This window comes from Kitasatospora sp. NPDC040550 (assembly GCF_055594965.1).
On the sequence record NZ_JBVIWC010000007.1, the window covers coordinates 295,708 to 312,856 of the forward strand.

The 17,149-nt window shown below is 74.1% G+C and carries 14 protein-coding genes; 3 read left to right on the forward strand and 11 right to left on the reverse strand.

The window, feature by feature from the left end; all coding sequences use genetic code 11:
• The first annotated feature begins 358 nt into the window (after positions 1 to 358).
• The gene (locus ACZ58X_RS13715; RefSeq protein ID WP_470333838.1) at positions 359 to 1,804 is read left to right on the forward strand and encodes an ABC1 kinase family protein; all 1,446 of its coding nucleotides are present in this window, start codon (positions 359 to 361) and stop codon (positions 1,802 to 1,804) included.
• A 123-nt stretch (positions 1,805 to 1,927) separates the two neighbouring features.
• Here ACZ58X_RS13715 and ACZ58X_RS13720 read toward each other — a convergent pair whose 3' ends face one another.
• From ACZ58X_RS13720 to ACZ58X_RS13735, 4 genes are all read right to left on the reverse strand, one after another.
• The gene (locus ACZ58X_RS13720; RefSeq protein ID WP_470333839.1) at positions 1,928 to 2,329 is read right to left on the reverse strand and encodes a hypothetical protein; all 402 of its coding nucleotides are present in this window, start codon (positions 2,327 to 2,329) and stop codon (positions 1,928 to 1,930) included.
• Positions 2,326 to 2,694, reverse strand: coding sequence for a WhiB family transcriptional regulator (locus ACZ58X_RS13725; RefSeq protein ID WP_375884869.1), 369 nt, complete (start codon positions 2,692 to 2,694; stop codon positions 2,326 to 2,328). Before ACZ58X_RS13725 ends, ACZ58X_RS13720 begins: the two co-directional genes overlap by 4 nt.
• 168 nt (positions 2,695 to 2,862) lie before the next feature.
• The gene (locus ACZ58X_RS13730) at positions 2,863 to 3,309 is read right to left on the reverse strand and encodes a hypothetical protein (RefSeq protein ID WP_470333840.1); all 447 of its coding nucleotides are present in this window, start codon (positions 3,307 to 3,309) and stop codon (positions 2,863 to 2,865) included.
• A 304-nt stretch (positions 3,310 to 3,613) separates the two neighbouring features.
• Complete coding sequence (locus ACZ58X_RS13735; protein WP_470333841.1) at positions 3,614 to 5,881, reverse strand: ATP-dependent DNA helicase UvrD2; 2,268 nt, start codon at positions 5,879 to 5,881, stop codon at positions 3,614 to 3,616.
• A gap of 163 nt (positions 5,882 to 6,044) precedes the next feature.
• Between ACZ58X_RS13735 and ACZ58X_RS13740 the strand changes: the two genes are divergently transcribed.
• Complete coding sequence (locus tag ACZ58X_RS13740) at positions 6,045 to 6,302, forward strand: mycoredoxin (protein WP_470333842.1); 258 nt, start codon at positions 6,045 to 6,047, stop codon at positions 6,300 to 6,302.
• A 40-nt stretch (positions 6,303 to 6,342) separates the two neighbouring features.
• Here the strand turns inward: ACZ58X_RS13740 and ACZ58X_RS13745 are convergent, their stop codons facing one another.
• The 6 genes from ACZ58X_RS13745 to ACZ58X_RS13770 form a co-directional block, all read right to left on the reverse strand.
• A complete protein-coding gene (locus ACZ58X_RS13745) occupies positions 6,343 to 7,182 on the reverse strand; it encodes a GntR family transcriptional regulator (protein WP_470333843.1) in 840 nt (279 codons plus the stop codon).
• Positions 7,183 to 7,444: 262 nt separating this feature from the next.
• Complete coding sequence (nudC, locus tag ACZ58X_RS13750; protein ID WP_470333844.1) at positions 7,445 to 8,386, reverse strand: NAD(+) diphosphatase; 942 nt, start codon at positions 8,384 to 8,386, stop codon at positions 7,445 to 7,447.
• 136 nt (positions 8,387 to 8,522) lie between these two features.
• The gene (locus ACZ58X_RS13755; protein ID WP_470333845.1) at positions 8,523 to 9,926 is read right to left on the reverse strand and encodes a dipeptidase; all 1,404 of its coding nucleotides are present in this window, start codon (positions 9,924 to 9,926) and stop codon (positions 8,523 to 8,525) included.
• A 198-nt stretch (positions 9,927 to 10,124) separates the two neighbouring features.
• The gene (locus ACZ58X_RS13760; RefSeq protein ID WP_470333846.1) at positions 10,125 to 12,989 is read right to left on the reverse strand and encodes an FtsX-like permease family protein; all 2,865 of its coding nucleotides are present in this window, start codon (positions 12,987 to 12,989) and stop codon (positions 10,125 to 10,127) included.
• The gene (locus tag ACZ58X_RS13765; protein ID WP_380525890.1) at positions 12,986 to 13,765 is read right to left on the reverse strand and encodes an ABC transporter ATP-binding protein; all 780 of its coding nucleotides are present in this window, start codon (positions 13,763 to 13,765) and stop codon (positions 12,986 to 12,988) included. Before ACZ58X_RS13765 ends, ACZ58X_RS13760 begins: the two co-directional genes overlap by 4 nt.
• A 193-nt stretch (positions 13,766 to 13,958) precedes the next feature.
• Positions 13,959 to 14,588 carry a PadR family transcriptional regulator gene (locus ACZ58X_RS13770; RefSeq protein ID WP_470333847.1) on the reverse strand — a complete coding sequence of 210 codons (630 nt, stop codon included), beginning with the start codon at positions 14,586 to 14,588 and terminating at the stop codon, positions 13,959 to 13,961.
• A 67-nt stretch (positions 14,589 to 14,655) separates the two neighbouring features.
• Here ACZ58X_RS13770 and ACZ58X_RS13775 point away from each other — a divergent pair, with 67 nt between their 5' ends.
• Positions 14,656 to 15,639 carry an endonuclease/exonuclease/phosphatase family protein gene (locus tag ACZ58X_RS13775; protein ID WP_470333848.1) on the forward strand — a complete coding sequence of 328 codons (984 nt, stop codon included), beginning with the start codon at positions 14,656 to 14,658 and terminating at the stop codon, positions 15,637 to 15,639.
• A gap of 172 nt (positions 15,640 to 15,811) precedes the next feature.
• Here the strand turns inward: ACZ58X_RS13775 and ACZ58X_RS13780 are convergent, their stop codons facing one another.
• Positions 15,812 to 16,996: a PP2C family protein-serine/threonine phosphatase gene (locus ACZ58X_RS13780; RefSeq protein ID WP_470333849.1), complete on the reverse strand. Its 1,185-nt coding sequence runs from the start codon at positions 16,994 to 16,996 to the stop codon at positions 15,812 to 15,814.
• Between the last annotated feature and the right edge of the window lie 153 nt (positions 16,997 to 17,149).

Here is a 17,149-nt window from a genome sequence, read left to right on the forward strand (position 1 = left end):
TCCTCTCCACACCCGCCGCCTCTCGACACCCGCCCCCCCCCCCCCCCCACCCACCCACCCCCCCTCCCCCTCCCCCCCCCCCCCCCCTCCCCCCCCCCCCGGGCCGGAAGAGAGCGGGAGCCGCTGGTCCGAGGGACGGGGCGAGCGCGAGGTGTGGGTGGGTGGGCAGGCGGCGGGTGAGGTGGGAGGAGGAGGGTGGGGGGCGGGGGGGGGAGGGGCGGGCCCCCGGAGTGTCGACGGAGCGAAGCCCCGAAAGCCCCCCACGAAATACCACCGGGCCAGGCCCGCGAACCGGGCACAATGGCGTATGTGATGGTGGGCCGTCCGGCGTCGGGGGGCCAGGGGAATGGAGGCCCGGGTGAGCGATCTTCCGCGCAAGGCAGTGACCCGAACGGCACGGCTCGCCGCCCTGCCGTTGGGCATAGCCGGTCGCGCCACGCTCGGACTGGGCAGGCGCATCGGCGGCCGGTCCGCCGAGGTGGTGACGGCCGAGCTCCAGCAGGCCACCGCCGACCAGCTGTTCAAGGTGCTGGGCGAGCTCAAGGGCGGGGCGATGAAGTTCGGGCAGGTGCTGTCCGTCTTCGAGGCCGCGCTGCCCGAGGAGGTCGCCGGTCCGTACCGGGCGGCGCTCACCAAGCTGCAGGACGCCGCTCCGCCGATGCCCGCCGCCAAGGTGCACACCGCGCTGGCCGAGCGGCTCGGGGAGGGCTGGCGGGAGCTGTTCCTGGAGTTCGACGACCGTCCGGCGGCGGCCGCCTCGATCGGCCAGGTGCACCGCGCGGTCTGGCACGACGGCAGACGGGTCGCCGTCAAGGTGCAGTACCCGGGGGCGGGCGACGCCCTGCTCGCCGATCTCTCCCAGCTGTCCCGGGTGGCCTGGCTGCTCGGCCCGCTGATCCCCGGGCTGGACATCAAGCCGCTGATCACCGAGCTGCGGGAGCGCGTCTCGGAGGAGCTGGACTACGAGCTGGAGGCCCAGGCCCAGCGCCGGCACGCCGAGGAGTTCGCGGGGGACCCGGACATCGTGGTGCCGGTCGTGGTGGCGCAGGCCGACCAGGTGCTGGTCACCGAGTGGATGGACGGCACCCCGCTGTCCGAGGTGATCGCGAACGGCACCCAGGAGGAGCGCGACCGCGCCGGGCAGCTGCTGGCCCGGTTCCTGTTCGCGGGCCCGTCGCGGACGGGGCTGCTGCACGCGGACCCGCATCCGGGAAACTTCCGGCTGTTGAAGGACGACGGCCCGGTCGGGGGCTGGCGGCTGGGCGTGCTGGACTTCGGCACCGTGGATCGGCTGCCGGGCGGGCTGCCCGCGCCGATCGGGGCCTCGCTGCGGATGGCCCTGGCCGGCGACGCGGCGGGCGTGCTCACGATGCTGCGCGAGGAGGGCTTCGTGAAGCCCTCGATCGAGCTGGACCCGGATGCGGTGCTGGACTACCTGCTGCCGATCATCGAGCCGGCGGCGGTGGACGGCTTCCACTTCACCCGGGCCTGGATGCGGGCCCAGGCGGCCCGGATCGCCGATCCGCGTTCGCCCGCCTACAACCTGGGCAAGCAGCTGAATCTGCCGCCCTCGTACCTGCTGATCCACCGGGTGACGCTGAGCACCATCGGGGTGCTGTGCCAGTTGGGCGCGAAGGCACCGTTCCGCGCCGAGATGCTGGAGTGGCTGCCCGAGTTCTCCGGTGAGCGCCCCGCGAAGCCGGCCGGGCGAGGCGGCCCGGCCGAGCCCGCGAAGCGCACCACGTCCGCCAAGCCCACCCAGGCCGCGAAGGCCGCGAAGCCCACCAAGCCCGCTCGCGGCTGAGTCGGCCGCCCGCGGGCGGCGCCGCGAACAGCACAACGGCCGCAGGCCGCTCCCCGCGAACGGGGGGCGGCCTGCGGCACGACGGGGGTCGGTCGGATCGGCGGCGAACCGCCGGTGCCGGCGCTACATCAGCGCGACGGCGAGCGCCTTGCGGGCGCGCAGCGAGGCCCGCTCGGCCCGCTGCCGGAGCTTGCGGGCCCGGACGACCCGGCTGACGAGGCGTTGTTCCTCGGCCTCGTGGAGCCTGTCTTGCATATGGGCACGGGCCAGGGATTCATGCAGGAGTTGCATTTCGAGGGTCCTGTTCTGGATCTGAAGTTCGGTGGTCTGCTCTGCGCGGACGGTCGGATCGATGGCGGCGGGGGTCATGTGGTGGTCCTGCTCGTGGTGCGTGCTCGGGAATGGGACGGTGCGGGCTGCTGCGTCGGCCTTGGCGGCGGCGATGCGTACGGATCGCCGCAGGGCGCTGTCCAGCGGGGGCTGCTCTCCCCGGCGGATTGCCCTGGCGTCGTGGGCGGGGTTCACGCCATGACCTCGGTCTTGCGCGGACGCCCACGCGGCCGCTTGCGGGCCACGACGACACCCTGGACGAACAGCTCGCCACCCCAGACGCCCCACGGCTCGCGCCGCTCCAGGGCGCCCGCGAGGCAGGCCTCCTTCACCGGGCAGGTGCCGCAGAGGGACTTCGCGTACTCGACGTCGGCGGGCGTCTCGGCGAAGAAGACCTCGGGGTCGAAGGCGCGGCAGGGGATGGGGAAACCGAGCGCCTCGGCCTGCTCGATCGAGTTGAGCTGCATGAACGGAACCTCCGGAGGGTCGGCCTGGTCGGCCTTGGTGATCTGGCTTGTCGGCGGTACGGACGGGATGGGCGGCGTGATGACCGTGGACACTGTGGGCGTCTTCCTCGTCTTCTCAGTGGTTCCGGCCCAGTGGACTGGTGGTGCTGGGCCGGAGGCCCCGGGGGGCCTGGGGGGTCTTGCGTACCGGACAAAACAGAAGGGCCGCGGATCCCGGTGTGACGGGTTCCGCGGCCCTGGAGGTGCCGACCTGAGGCTGGCTCAGGTTCGTTCTCTCCAGGGTTCAGGCCCGCGGAAGGCCCGCATCCGGATGGCCTCGGCGCCGATAAAGGCGGCCTTGGCCTGGTTGATCTGCTGCTCGTTCTGCTTCTGGGCGTTTCCGGCACCGATGACCTGCGCATAGTCGCCATGCATGGCGGCGATGACTACTGCCTTCGGTGCCTGGAGCGGTCGCTCGTCGCACTCGGGGCGCGACGTGCCGACCTGCGCCCAGCCACGGGACAGACCGGTCTCGACGAGGGTGCCTTCGACACTCCTGCCGCCCGTGAGGCACAGATCAGTGTGTCCAAGACCACTGACAGCGGAGGCGACGGAGACACCGGTGGTGTCGAGACCCAGACCGGTTCCACCGAGCTCGGCGAGCGCCCGCAGACGGGCGGCACGCAGGGAGGCAGCGACAACGGTCTGGCCAGTCATTTTGGTGATCATGATGTTTCCCACTGTCTTCGCCTCCTCTCGGCGTCTCGCGGAGCCTGGTTTCCCTGGCTCCGAATGTTCGGATGTCTGTCTCGGTGAAGCTGGTGAAGCTGTGTGGCGTGGGGAAACGGCACAGGTTTCACCCCGTGCGACCGCGTCCCCTTGACCGCTCCGGCAGGCTATTGCGCTCCCGGTATGCCGCGCAAACTATTTTTCACGCGAGTTCACGCGACGCCATCGACGGCGCGGTCCGCGCGACGTTCCGCGGCGGTTGCGAAGTCCCCCGAGCAGTCCCCTGGACCGCGCCCGTGCCGGCTCACGCCGGATCGACCGGACCGTCGTCCTCGACGCCGTCCGGATCCTCCTCGGGCTCCTCCCCCGCGCACAACGAGAGCACGGCGGCCCCGTACTTGTCCAGCTTCATGGCGCCGACCCCCGAGATCAGGGCCAGTTCCTGCCGGTTCGCGGGCACGTCCTCGGCGATCGCCATCAGTGTCGCGTCGGTGAACACCACGTACGCCGGGACGCCCTGCCCCTTGGCCTGCGCGGCCCGCCAATCGCGCAGGCGTTCGTAGAGCGCCTCGTCCATCGTGGACGGGCAGTCCTCGCAGCGGCGCAGCTTGCGTTCGACGGCGTCGGTGAGCGCCTTGTCGCAGACCCGGCACGTGACCGGGCCGCGGACCCGCCGGGCGGCGGAGCGCTCGCCGGCCTCGACGCTCCCCCGCCCGCCGCGCGCGCCGCCGCGTGCGCCCGGGGCGCTGGAGCCGGGGCGCAGCCCGTCCATGAAGCGGCTGGGCTTGCGGGAGGCGCGGCCGCCCGGGGAGCGGGAGAGGGCCCAGGAGAGGCTGAGGTGCTTGCGGGCGCGGGTGACGCCGACGTAGAGGAGGCGGCGTTCCTCCTCGATCTGTTCGTCGGTCTTGGCGTAGATGATCGGCAGGGTGCCCTCGGTGAGGCCGACGAGGTAGACGGCGTCCCATTCGAGGCCCTTGGCGGCGTGCAGGGAGGCGAGGGTGACGCCTTCGACGGCGGGGGCGTGCTGGGCGGCGGCGCGGGCGTCGAGTTCGGCGACGTAGGCGGCGAGGTCGGTGTCCAGGCCTTCGGCGGTGCGGGTGCGCTCGAACTCCTCGGCGAGCCGGACGAGGGCGGCGAGGGATTCCCAGCGGTCGCGGACGGCGCCGGAGCCGGCGGGCGGTTCGGGGGTGAAGCCGCGGCTGGCGAGGACGGCGCGGACCTGGCCGGCCAGGTCGGGGGCGCCGGCGGTGAGGGGGTCGGCGGCGGCGCGGGCGGCGCCGCGCAGCAGGACGCCGGCGTCGCGGACCTCGGGGCGTTCGAAGAAGCGTTCGGCGCCCTTGAGCTGGTAGGGGACGCCGAGGTCGGCGAGGGCCTGTTCGTAGACCTCGGACTGGCCGTTGGTGCGGAACAGGACGGCGATCTCGCTGGCGCGCACGCCGGCGGCGATGAGGTCCTTGATCCGGCGGGCGGTGGTCTCGGCCTCGGTGGGTTCGTCCTCGTACTCGGTGTAGACGGGTTCGGGGCCGGCCTCGCGCTGGGAGACGAGTTCGAGGCGGTGGCGGGCGGCCTCGCCGCGGGCCTGGGAGAGCAGTCCGTTGGCGAGGTGGACGACCTGGGGGGTGGAGCGGTAGTCGCGGACGAGTTTGACGACGGTGGCCTCGGGGTGGCGGCCGCGGAAGTTGAGCAGGTAGTCGGGGGTGGCGCCGGTGAAGGAGTAGATGGTCTGGCTGGCGTCGCCGACGACGCACAGGCTGGCGCCGCCGCCGTCGCCGGTCCACCGGTCGAGCAGGCGCTGCTGGAGCGGGGAGACGTCCTGGTACTCGTCGACGGTGAAGTGCCGGTACTGGCTGCGGACCTGGTCGGCGATGTCGGGCCGGTCCTCCAGGATGGCGGCGGTGAGCAGCAGGACGTCCTCGAAGTCGATGCTGCCGCGGCGGGTCTTGGTCTCCTCGTAGACGCGGTAGACCTGGGCGGTCTCGGCCGGGTCGCGGGGGGCTTCGCGGCCGGACTTGGCGACGGCGGCGGGGTAGTCCTCGGGGGCGGTCTGGGTGACCTTGGCCCATTCGATCTCGGCGGTGAGGTCGCGCAGTTCGGTGCGCTGGACGCGCAGTCCGCAGCGGCCGGCGGCCTCGGCGACGAGCTGGACCTTGCGTTCGAGGAGTTGGGGCACCGGGCCGCCGATGGCGCGGGGCCAGAAGTACTGGAGCTGGCGCAGGGCGGCCGCGTGGAAGGTGCGGGCCTGGACGCCGTCGGCGCCGAGCTGGCGCAGGCGGCCGCGCATCTCGCCGGCGGCGCGGGCGGTGAAGGTGACGGCGAGGACCTGCTGGGGCTGGTAGACGCCGCTGCGCACGCCGTAGGCGATGCGGTGGGTGATGGCGCGGGTCTTGCCGGTGCCGGCGCCGGCGAGGACGCAGACGGGGCCGTGCAGGGCGGTGGCGACGGCGCGCTGTTCGGGGTCGAGCCCGGCGAGGACGGCGTCGGGGCCCGTGGCGGTGCCGGGGTCGGCCCAGGGGGAGCCGTGGGGGCCGTCGTGGGGGCTGCCGCTCAAGAGGTCTTCCTGCATGCGTTCCATCCTCTCAGCCCGCTGGGACAACGGGGGCGGGGTTGTCCACAGGCCCGGTGCGATCGCAGGATGATCGCTCCGCTCCGTGCGTCCTGGGGCCGGAATGACTGCCACCCGGTGGACGTTGCGGCTGTCAGAACGTACGAACCCCTCTCTCGAAGGAGCCCCCTCGATGTCCGGCACCGTGACGATGTACAGCACGACCTGGTGTGGTTACTGCAACCGGCTCAAGAGCCAGCTGGACCGCGAGGGCATCGGCTACACCGAGATCAACATCGAGGAGGACCCGGCGTCGGCGGAGTTCGTCGAGTCGGTGAACGGCGGCAACCAGACGGTGCCGACGGTGCTGGTCCAGCCGGTGGGCGGCGGGGAGCAGGTCGTGATGACGAACCCGAGCCTGATCCAGGTCAAGAAGGCCCTCGCGGCCTGATCCACCACGGTCCGCCCCGGCCCCCCGGGGTCGGCGCGCGTCACTGCGCGTCGGCCCGGGCGGGGTCGACGGGGGCGGCGGGGGCGGGCAGGCTGGTGCGGGCGCCGAGGTCGCCGATGCCGTAGACGAGTCGGCTGCGGTCGGCGGAGTAGCGGGTCTCGATGACCCGGACGGGGCCGCGCCGGTCGTAGGTGACGCGGGTCTGGACCATCAGCGGGACGCCGGGGCCGCCCTGGAACCACTGGGCCTCCTCGGGGCCGGGCATCCGGGCGACGAGGTGGTCGACGGCGCCGATCTCGGTGCGGCCGAGGGTGGCGAGGACGGCTTCGTCGCCGCCTTCGACGGGGTCGGGTTCCATCAGCGGGGTGCCGGCGGCGAGTCCGGCCCGGTAGTGGCTCTCCTCGATGGAGTACGGCTCGCGGTCGAGCAGGCGCAGCTGGCGGCGGACGACGATGGCCTCGCCGGGGCGCAGTCCGAGGCGTTCGGCGATGTCGACGCGGGCCCGGACGATCATCATCTCGAAGTCGGTGCTGAGTTCGCGCCCGGCTTCGGCGGCTTCGCCGAGGTAGACGGTGGAGGGGGCGGCGAGGCAGTCGCGCGGTGTGGGGGCGAGGGTGGGTCCGTAGGCGCGGTGGTCGAGCACGGGGTGTTCGCGCAGGTAGGTGCCCTTGCCCTGGAGGCGGACCAGTCGGCCTTCGTTGACGAGGACGTCGACGGCGAGGCGGACGGTGTTGCGGGCGACGCCGTACTGGCGTTCCAGTTCGCTCTCGACGGGGAGGGCGGCGTCGGCGGTGAACTCGCCTTCGGCGATCCGGCGGCGCAGGTCGGCGGCGAGGCGCTGGTATTTGGGGGATTGGGCGGTGCCCCGGGGGATTGTCACCCGAGTGAATGTAGCGAGCGCGGTGAGGCGGTTTCAGCCGTTTCCGGCAATGTCGTCCGGGCGGGTCGACGGTGGGGGCTCCGGAGTGTCCTGCGGTAGCAGAACTGGCCCGTCCGGTTACGAACAGACGCTCGTGGCGGCTTCGGGAAGAGCTCGGAAAGGAAATAGGGGGCGCGCGACCAGAGCCGCGCGCCCCCTCCTCTCCGGGCGTCCCGGAAATCCGTACCGGATGACCGGACGACCGGACGACCGGACGACGGAACTACCAGCGCGCCGCCGAGGGCAGCGGCTCGCCGTACCAGAGCTCGACCAGGTGGCGGGCGATCGAGATGCCGGAGGGCGGCAGGATCTCCCCGGCCTCCATCCCGGCCCGCAGTTCCTCGCGGGAGAACCAGCGCGCCTCGGCCAGTTCCTCGCCGTCCACGGTGATCTCGGTGCCGCCGGGCAGCGCCTTGCCGGTGAAGCCGAGCATCAGGCTGGACGGGAACGGCCAGGGCTGGCTGGCGACGTAGCGGACCTCGCCGACCCGCACCCCCGCCTCCTCGTGCACCTCGCGGGCGACCGCCTGCTCGATCGACTCCCCCGGCTCGACGAAGCCGGCCAGCGTGGACCAGCGGCCCTCCGGCCACAGCGCCTGGCGGCCGAGCAGGCAGCGGTCCTGCTCGTCGGTGATCACCATGATCACCGCCGGGTCGGTGCGCGGGTAGTGCTCGGCCGCGCAGGAGGTGCAGCGCCGCACGTGCCCGGCGCCCGCCTTCTCGGTGGGGTGGCCGCAGCGCGAGCAGAAGCTGTGCAGCCGGTGCCAGTGCTCCAGGGCGACGGCGTGCACCAGCAGCCCGGCGTCCCGGTCGGACAGCATCGCGCCGACCTCGCGCAGCCCGGCGGGGCGGGCGTCGCCGTCCAGCCGGCCGGGCAGGCTCTCGCCGGCCAGCGCGAAGTACGAGACGCCGTCCTGGTCGGTGCCGAGGAAGTAGCGGTCCCCGGTCTGCGGCGCCTCGAAGGAGGGCAGCAGCACGAGTTCGGTGCCCTCGGCGGTGTCCACGACGAAGGCCTCGCCGCCGGCGATCGGCAGCACCCGGGTGGCGGGGTGGCTCCAGGCCGCGGCCAGCCAGGGTTCGTCGAACCGGTGCTCGGCGGCCCGCTCCACCCCGGCCCTGGCCAGGGCCAGGGCTCGCGCGCGCTCGGTCTCAGGCTCGGTGCTCACGTCGTTCCATCCCCACGTGGTGAATCATCCGGATGAGTGATCTGACTGCCGTGCCGCTCGGAGCGGCTCGCGCGCCCGTCGACGGTGGGCCCGCTCACGCGCCCGACGCGCGTGCCTCGGCGGTGGGCCCGCTCGCTCACGCGCCGGGCCGGAAGTTCTCGGCCAGGTCGCCCCACAGGTAGGCGGCGGTCTCGACGCCCTTGGCCAGCAGGTCCAGCTCGACCTTCTCGTTGACCGAGTGCCAGCCGTCCGAGGGCACCGAGATGCCGAGGAACAGCACCGGCGCGCCCAGCACGTCCTGGAGGTCGGCGGCGGGGCCGGAGCCGCCCTCGCGGGTGAAGAGGATCTTCTGCCCGAAGGCACGGCCCATCGCGCGGACGGTGGACTGCAGCGCCGGGTGGTCCAGCGGGGTCAGGCAGGGCCGGGTCGCGCCGGGGAAGACCAGCTCGTACCGGACGCCCTCGGGGACCTGCTCGGCGACCCAGGAGCGGACGGCCTCGCGGACCTTCTCCACCTCCTGCCCGGCGACCAGCCGGAAGGACAGCTTGAGGTGCGCCGAGGACGGCACGATGGTCTTGCCGCCGGGGCCGGTGTAGCCGCCCCAGATGCCGTTGACCTCGGCGGTGGGCCGGGCCCAGACCCGCTCCAGGGTGGAGTACCCGGCCTCGCCGCGGGTGCCGTACGACTTGGCGACACGCAGCCACTGCGCCTCGTCGAAGGGCAGCTCGGCAAACAGCTCGCGCTCGCGTTCGGTCAGCTCGACGACCCCGTCGTAGAAGCCCGGGATCGCGACCCGGCGGTCGGCGTCGTACAGGGCGGCGGCCAGCTCGGCCGCGACCTGGGCCGGGTTGGGCACGGCGCCGCCGAAGGAGCCGGAGTGGATGTCGGTGTCCGGGCCGTACAGGTCGAGCTGGGCGTCGGCGAGGCCGCGCATGCCGGTGCAGACGGTCGGGGTGGTCTCGGACCACATGCCGGTGTCGGAGATGACCACCACGTCGGAGGCCAGCCGCCCGGCCTCGCGCCGGACCAGGTCGGCGAAGTGCGGCGAGCCGGACTCCTCCTCGCCCTCGATCAGCAGCTTGAGGTTGACGGCCGGCGCGGTGCGGCCGGTGGCGGCCAGGTGGGCGCGCACGCCCAGGGTGTGGAAGAACACCTGGCCCTTGTCGTCGGCGGCGCCGCGCGCGTACAGCCGGCCGCCGACCACGGTCGGGGCGAACGGCTCGGTGTCCCAGCCGTCCTCCTTCGCCGCGGGCTGCACGTCGTGGTGTCCGTAGACCAGGACGGTCGGCGCGGACGGGTCCCCGGACGGCCATTCGGCGAACACCGCGGGCAGCCCGTCGGTCTCCCACACCTCGGCCACCGGGAAGCCGGTCTCGCGCAGCTTGGCGGCCAGCCAGTCCGCGGAGCGGCGCACGTCGCCGGCGCGCTCCGGGTCGGCGGAGACGGAGGGGATCGCCAGCCACTCGGAGAGGTCGGCGAGGAAGGCGGCCTGGTGCTGGTCGATGTAGGAGCGGACGGCGCTGTCCGGGGTACTCGTCATACCGACGACTGTAGTTCGCCCGTGCGGGTGCCCGCCCCGGCCCTCCGGGTGCCGGACGCCGCCGGGCCTGTAACCTCCGTCACCCCCGCCGCCGGGAGGGGCGGACGGGGGTGACGGTCGGGGGTGGCCGGAGCCGGGCACGGGCGCCAACCAGGCACGCGGGCCCCGGCCGGAACGGGCCCCGGCCGGGCGCCGGCCTCAGCCGGTGCGGCGCAGCAGCGAGATCCGCGAGCGGGTGAGCAGTGCGGCCAGGCCGGCCGCGAGCAGCGGCAGCACCACGACGGTGGCGGCGATGGTGGCCCAGGGGAAGACCACGGACCCCTTGTTGGCGAGCTCCTCCGGACTGATGCCGGGGTAACTGGCCGCGAGTCCCTGGACCTTGCGCAGGGCGACGGCCGGAACCACGCCGCTGACGACGCCGAGCAGGGTGCCCATGGCAGCGATCACTCCGCACTGGAAGCCGGACAGCGAGCGCCGGATGCGCGGTTCGGCGCCGACTGCCGCGAGGGTGGTCAGGTCGCGCTGGGAGTCGGCCGCGGCCAGTCCGGTGGCGATGCCGGCCGCGCCGAGGGCGACGAGCGCGGCGAAGCCGGCCAGGCCGAGGCCGATGAGTCCGGCCTTGGACTGGTAGCCGCGTTCGACGTCGAGCACGGTGCGGTCGGTGAGCTTGGCGAGCGCGCCGTCGGCCTTCTGCTGGTCGCCGTCGGAGGGTGCGGCCGCGGGGAGCCAGACCGAGCCGGCCGGCCTGGTGCTGAACCCGAGGCGGGTGGCGGTGTCCGGGGTGATGACGAGCTGGCCGGGGGCCGGCAGCACGGAGGGGGCGAGGACGGCGTCGACCTCGGTCTCGGTCTCCTTGGGCTTGGGGGTGGAGCCGTCGGCGCCCGCGGCGACCGGCTCGGTGTACCGCAGGGCGACCTTGCCGTCCTTGTAGTAGCGCGGGTCGAAGACCACGGCCTTGCCGGCGGCGAGGGCCTGGGCGGCCGCCGGGTCGGTGACGCCGTAGAGGTTGCGCAGCAGGGTGGCGTCGCCGGCGGCGAGGTCGCCGTACTGGCTGCCGCCGCGTTCGTGGACCTGGCAGCGCGGGTCGGTGCTCATCACCCGCTTGATCTCGTCCGGTCCGGCCGGGCTGTCGCGGTCGAAGACCGGGCAGCGCCGCTCCTTGGGCGGCATGACCTGGATGTAGCCGCAGTAGGAGCCGGACTGGCAGTCGCCCTTGAGGTCGACGTGGGAGACGTCGGCGCGCGGGCCGAGGCCGGGGATGGAGCGTTCCACGGTGTCGCGCATCTGCGGCAGCAGCTTGGCCTCGGTGGTGTTGCCGTAGCCGCTGTTGAGGATGACGGCGCCGGCCGGGCCGGCGGCGGCGTACTCGCGGCGGTACTGCTCGTCGTAGCTGGCGAGGAAGACGTTGACGGCGACGGAGCCGGCGACGGCGGCCATCACGGCGGCGACGGCGGGTGCGGTGCGGCCGCGGTGGCGGACCGAGTCGCGCAGGGCGAGCCGGGGGCCGAGCGAGAGCCAGCGGCCGAGCTTGCCGAACAGGCCGACCAGGTACGGGGTGAGGGCGACCATGCCGAGTTCGGCGATGAGCGAGCCGCCGAGGACGGCGAGGGTGCGGCTGGAGAAGCCGCTGGTCGCGCCGACCAGGGCGAGGGCGGCGCCGCCGGCGAGCATCAGCAGGCCGAGCAGGGCGAGTTTGCGGCTGGGGGGCTTGAGCGAGTCGCGGCCGGTGAGCGCGGAGACGACGTCCTGCCGGGAGGCCTGGACGGCGGGCACGATGGCGGCGAGCAGTCCGGTGACCAGGCCGACCAGGAGGACGCCGAGCAGGTCGAGCGGCTGGAGGTTGAAGTGGCCGAAGCGGGCGCCGGAGTACTCCTCGGCCTGGGTGCGCAGCAGGGCGACCAGGCCGATGCCGAGGCCGAGGCCGATGGCGGCGCCGGTGAGGCCGAGGACGATGCCGCCGCCGAGGACGACCGCGCGGACGTTGGCGCGGTCACCGCCCGCGGCGGCGAGCAGCCCGAGCTGCCGGCGCGAGCGTCGGGCCCCGACGGCGAAGGCGGGGCCCGCCAGGAGGACGATCTCCAGCAGGGCCATGCCGACGACGGTGCCGAGGATGACGACGGAGGTGCGGTCGAGCAGGGCGGTGCCACTGGCGCCGCGGATCCGGTCCAGCTCGGTGTAGTAGGGCACGTCGGCGCGCGGGGGCGGGTCGAGCATGACGGTGCGGGAGGCCACGAGGAAGCCGTAGCCGTTGAGTTCGGTGACCTTCGTCCAGTCGAGGGCGGCGCCGGCCGGGAGCTTGACCAGCCAGCGGTCGGCTGGGTTGGAGCCGGGGCCCTGGTTCGGGTTGGCGTTCGGGAGTTTGCCGACCAGGGTGCCGGGGCGGGCGAGGATCTCGGTGTTCTTGAGGTCGCCGGGGTACTCGACGACGGCGGTGATGGTGAACGGGCTGGACTCCAGGCCGCGGACGGTGGTGCGGTCGCCGATCCGCAGGCCGGAGCGGTTGAGGAACTCGCGGGTGACGGCGGCCTGTTGGTCGTTCACGGGGGCGCTGCCCTCGACCACGTCGACCAGGCCGTGCCAGACCGGGTCGGCCAGGTCGGCCTCGCCGGTGCGGGTGGTGAGCAGGCCCTCGGTGCTGCTGGCGGCGGACTGCGGGCCTTCGACGTGCGGCACCAGGGTGCTGCCGGGCGGCAGCACCTGCTGGGCGAGCCGGGCGGGTTCGGTGTCGCGGGAGCGCTGCTGGGCGGGGGTGTACTGGGGGGCGGCGCCGTCCTTGGTCTCGTACTTGGGGTTGAGGATGCGGTAGGACTGGTCGCCCGGGTCGGGGGCCTGCAGGACGGAGGCGCCGCGGTCGGTCATCTCCAGGTGGGCGTCGGCGCGGCCCATGGTGCGCACGACGCGTTCGGCGGGTTCGAGGGTGGCGCTGCGGAAGAACACGTCGGCGCCGGTGACGCCGAGGACGGGCAGCGCGACCATGGCGACGACCAGGGCGCTGCGGCCCTTGGCGCGCAGGGCGTCGCGGCGGGCGATGCGCAGGGCGAGCCGCCAGGCGCTGGGCTTCACTCGTCCACCTGCTTGCTGCCGGCGGCCTGGCTGTTGGCGGCGGCGCTGACGAGCAGGCTGGCGGCGTCCTGGCTGACGGACTCGTCGACCATGCGGCCGTCGCGCAGGAACACGACGCGGTCGGCCCAGGCGGCGTGCCGGGCCTCGTGGGTGACCATCATGGCGGCGGCGCCGGCGTCGCAGCGGGCGCGCAGCACGGCGAGGACGGCTTCGCCGGTGGTGGAGTCGAGGGCGCCGGTGGGTTCGTCGGCGAGGACGAGGCGGCGGTCGCCGATCAGGGCGCGGGCGATGGCGACGCGCTGCTGCTGGCCGCCGGACATGTCGTCGGGGAAGCGGTCGGCGAGTTCGGGGATGCCGAGTTCCTCCAGGGCGGCGAGGGCTTCGCGGCGGGCGGCGCGGGCGGAGACGCCGTCGAGTTCGCGCGGCAGCGAGATGTTCTCGGCGGCGGTGAGGGCCGGTATCAGGTTGTAGTCCTGGAAGACGTAGCCGATGGAGCGGCGGCGGACCTGGGCGAGCTTCTTGCGGGTGAGCCCGCCGAGGGAGACGCCCTCGACCAGGACCTGGCCGGTGGTCGGGCTGTCGAGGCCGCCGGCCAGGGTGAGCAGGGTGGACTTGCCGGAGCCGGAGGGGCCCATGACGGCGACGAACTCGCCGGGGTGGACCTTGAGGTCGACGCCGCGCAGGGCCTGGACCTCGGCGGCGCCCTGGCCGTGGACGCGGGTGACGTTCTCCAGGTGCAGCACCGGTGTCGGCCGGGGCTGTTGGGTGTGGGACACGGTTCCCCCCTTGTGCTGGGTACGGCTGGGTACGGGTGGGGCGCCGCCGGGGCGCCGGCCGGTTCTCGGGTGGCCGGGCGCCGCTCGGGCGCGGGTACGGCTCGGGCGCGGATGCGCCTCAGGCATGGGCGCGGGTGCGCCTCAGGCGCGGGTGCGGGCGCGGGTGCGCCTCAAGCTCGGACGCGGGTGCGTCTCAGGCGCGGGTGCGGCGGCCGAGCCGCTTGGGTTTCGCGGCGCCGTCGCGGGCGGCTTCGGCGGCCTTGGCCTGCCGGAGTTCGGCCTGCTGGGCGAGCCGGGTCTCGCAGTGGTCGAGCCAGCGGATCTCGGCCTCGGTCTGGAAGATCAGCTGGTCGAGGACGAGCAGCCAGGCGAGTTCGTTGCTCTCGGAGGGCACGGCGCCGGGTCTGGTCTCGCCCGCGAGGGCGCGGCCCTTGAGCCGGGTGTAGTCCTGGAGGGCCTTGATGCTGTGCCGGCGCTGGCCCTGGACGACGCCGGAGACGTCGACCCCGGGGACGGTCACGGCCATCGCGAGCTTGATGGCCAGTTCGTCGCGCGGGGGGTTGGTGCGGGGCACCGGGGTGTCGAACCAGGCCCGCAGTTCGGCGCGGCCGGCGTCGGTGACGGCGTAGAACTGGTGGCCCTCCTCGTCCTCCCCGGCGGCCTCGACCAGGCCGTCGCGCTCCAGGCGGGACAGCGTGGTGTAGACCTGCCCGACGTTGAGCGGCCAGGTGGCGCCGGTGCGCGCCTCGAACTCGGTGCGCAGCTGGTAGCCGTAGCGGGGGCCCTGGTCGAGCAGGGCGAGCAGACCGTGGCGGATGGACATACTCAGTATGTATACCCGGTATGCCCTGCGGCCTCAAGCCGCGCCCCCTCCGGTACCGTCGTGCGGTGTGAGCCAGTTGCGCATCGCCACCTTCAACCTGTTGCACGGCCAGCCGCTCGCCCCGGACGGCACCCCGCTGCCCTACCCGGCCGACGCGGGCGCCCCGTTGGCGCAGGCGGTGGCCGCGCTGGACGCCGACGTGCTGGCCCTCCAGGAGGTGGACCGGCACCAGGCGCGCTCGGGCGGCACCGACCAGGCGGCGGTGGCGGCCGCGGCGATGGGCGCCGGCGACTGGCGCTTCGCCGCCGCGCTGCACGGGCGCCCGGCGCCGGTGGCCGGCTGGGTGCGGGAGCCGTCCGGGCCCGACGGGCTGCGGGTGTACGGGCCGTCCGAGATCGGCGACGGTGCCCCGCCCTCGTACGGCACGGCGCTACTGACCAGGCTGCCGGTGCGGCACTGGCGGGCCCGCCGGTTCGCCCCGGCGCCGTTCGGACTGCCGCTGCGGGTGGCCGGGCGGCGCGGGCTGACCCCGGTGCCGGACGAGCCCCGGGCCGCGCTGGCGGCCGTCCTGGAGGGCGAGCGCGGCCCGTTCACGGTGGTGGCCGCGCACCTGTCCTTCGTGCCGGGCTGGAACATGGCGCAGCTGGCCGGGATCCGGCGCTGGATCGCCGACCTGCCGCAGCCGTACCTGGTGCTGGGGGACTTCAACCTGATCGGCGCGGTGCCGCGCACGGTGCTGGGCGGGGCGACGGCGCTGGAGCGCACCGCGCCGCGGGTGCGGGTGCGGGAGCTGCGGGCGGCCCGCCGGGCCCGGCCGGCGCTGGGCGCCGCACTGGGCACCGCGCGCCGGCGGCGGGTGCGCGAGCCGCGGGCCCGGTTGCAGGGCTGGTACGACCTGGCGCGCACGCCGACCTATCCGGCGCACCGGCCGGCGGTGCAGTTCGACCACGTGCTGGCGGTCGGCGTGCCGCGGGCCGTGGTGGGCCCGGCGGCGGCGCCGCACGCCGGGGTGTCGGACCACCGGCCGCTGCTGGTCCGGGTGTCGCTGTAGGGCGCCCCGACCAGGGCGTGTCTGACAATTCGCGTCGGATCAGCGTGCGGCGTTGGGGTGCGTGCATCGCAAGGCGGAGGAGGGAGTCCATGCGGAGCATCGGCGACTGACGACAACGCGGCGAGGTGCGTGCCCCGGCGTCGCGCGCCCGGCGGGAATTGTCAGACACGCCCTACCGCTTGATCAGGGCGCCGGCCTGGTGGGGCAGGTGGGCGAGGGCGAGTGGGGTGGGGTCGTACTGCAGGAGCAGCATGGCCGCGTCGTCGCCGAGCTGGCGCCCGACGTGGCGCACCACGTCCTCGTGCAGCCGCTGCAGGACGTCCGCGGGGCGGCCGTCCGCGCAGCGCGGGAAGCGCTCGGCGAGCGGGTAGAAGGTGCCGGAGCGGTCGCGGGCCTCGATCACCCCGTCGGTGAACAGCAGCACCCGGTCGCCGGCCAGCAGCGGTACCCGGTGCACCGGGGGGCGGACGTCGGCCGGGTCGAGCACGCCCAACGGCGGTACCGTCTCGGCGAGTTCGAGCGGGTGGACCAGGCCGCCGCGGAGCAGCAGCGGCGCGGGGTGGCCGCAGTTGACGAGTTCGGCGGTGCCGTCCGGTCCGACCCCGATCAGGACCAGGGTGACGAACTCCTCCTCCACGCCGGGGTGGTCGTTCTCGTGCAGGGCGCGGTCGAGGCTGACGGCCAGCCAGCCGGCCACCCGGTCGAGGGCGGGCTCCTGGTGGGCGGCCTCGCGGAAGGCGCCGAGGACGGCGGCGGCGGTCTCGACCGCGCCGAGGCCCTTGCCGCGGACGTCACCGACCACGGCCCGTACCCCGTGCCGGGTGTTGACGACCTCGTACAGGTCGCCGCCGATCCGGGCGTGGGCGGCGGCGGCCTCGTAGTGGACGGCGGCGCGCACGCTGCCGACCCGTTCGGGGACGGGCCGCAGCAGCACCCGGCGGGCGATCGAGGCGACCAACTGGGCGTCGGCCAGGGCGCGTTCCTGGCGCAGTCGCAGGGTGGCGCTGACCCAGCCGATCGTGGCGACCAGCAGGATCGCGATGACGCTGGCGGCGTGCACGGACTCGCCGAGCGCGTCGCTGCGGAAGGCCATCAGGAAGGCCGCCGCCTCGGTGCCCAGGCCGATGACGAGCGGGTACCAGGTGCGGTGGCTGACCACGGCGGCCAGCGCGGGTACGGCGGTGAGGGCGGGTTCGACCGTCACCTCGGTGCCGCTGAGGTAGTCGAGGACGACGATCAGCGCCATGCCGATGAAGGGCAGCGCGAGCGCCGTCCTCGGCCAGGTGCCGGTCGTGCCCGGTGCGGGTCCCGGGGTCGGCCCGGTGAACCGCTCTCTGATCCATCCGGTCGCGCTCAACTTCGGACTCTCCAGCAGAAGACGCCGATGCCGGTGGGCACCTGCGGCGATGACTGAGGGTTAGGGAATGCGGGCCTCGCCGGTGGCCGGAGTACGGGGGTTGACCGGTTACCGACCCCACAATAGGCGCGAAACGTGCACGACGCACAGGTT

Excerpts from the sequence above, each read along its gene's own strand:
- ACZ58X_RS13730 (WP_470333840.1), bottom strand. The coding sequence starts at position 3,309 with ATGATCACCAAAATGACTGGCCAGACCGTTGTCGCTGCCTCCCTGCGT.
- ACZ58X_RS13735 (WP_470333841.1), bottom strand. The coding sequence starts at position 5,881 with ATGGAACGCATGCAGGAAGACCTCTTGAGCGGCAGCCCCCACGACGGC.
- ACZ58X_RS13740 (WP_470333842.1), top strand. The coding sequence starts at position 6,045 with ATGTCCGGCACCGTGACGATGTACAGCACGACCTGGTGTGGTTACTGC.
- ACZ58X_RS13755 (WP_470333845.1), bottom strand. The coding sequence starts at position 9,926 with ATGACGAGTACCCCGGACAGCGCCGTCCGCTCCTACATCGACCAGCAC.
- ACZ58X_RS13770 (WP_470333847.1), bottom strand. The coding sequence starts at position 14,588 with ATGTCCATCCGCCACGGTCTGCTCGCCCTGCTCGACCAGGGCCCCCGC.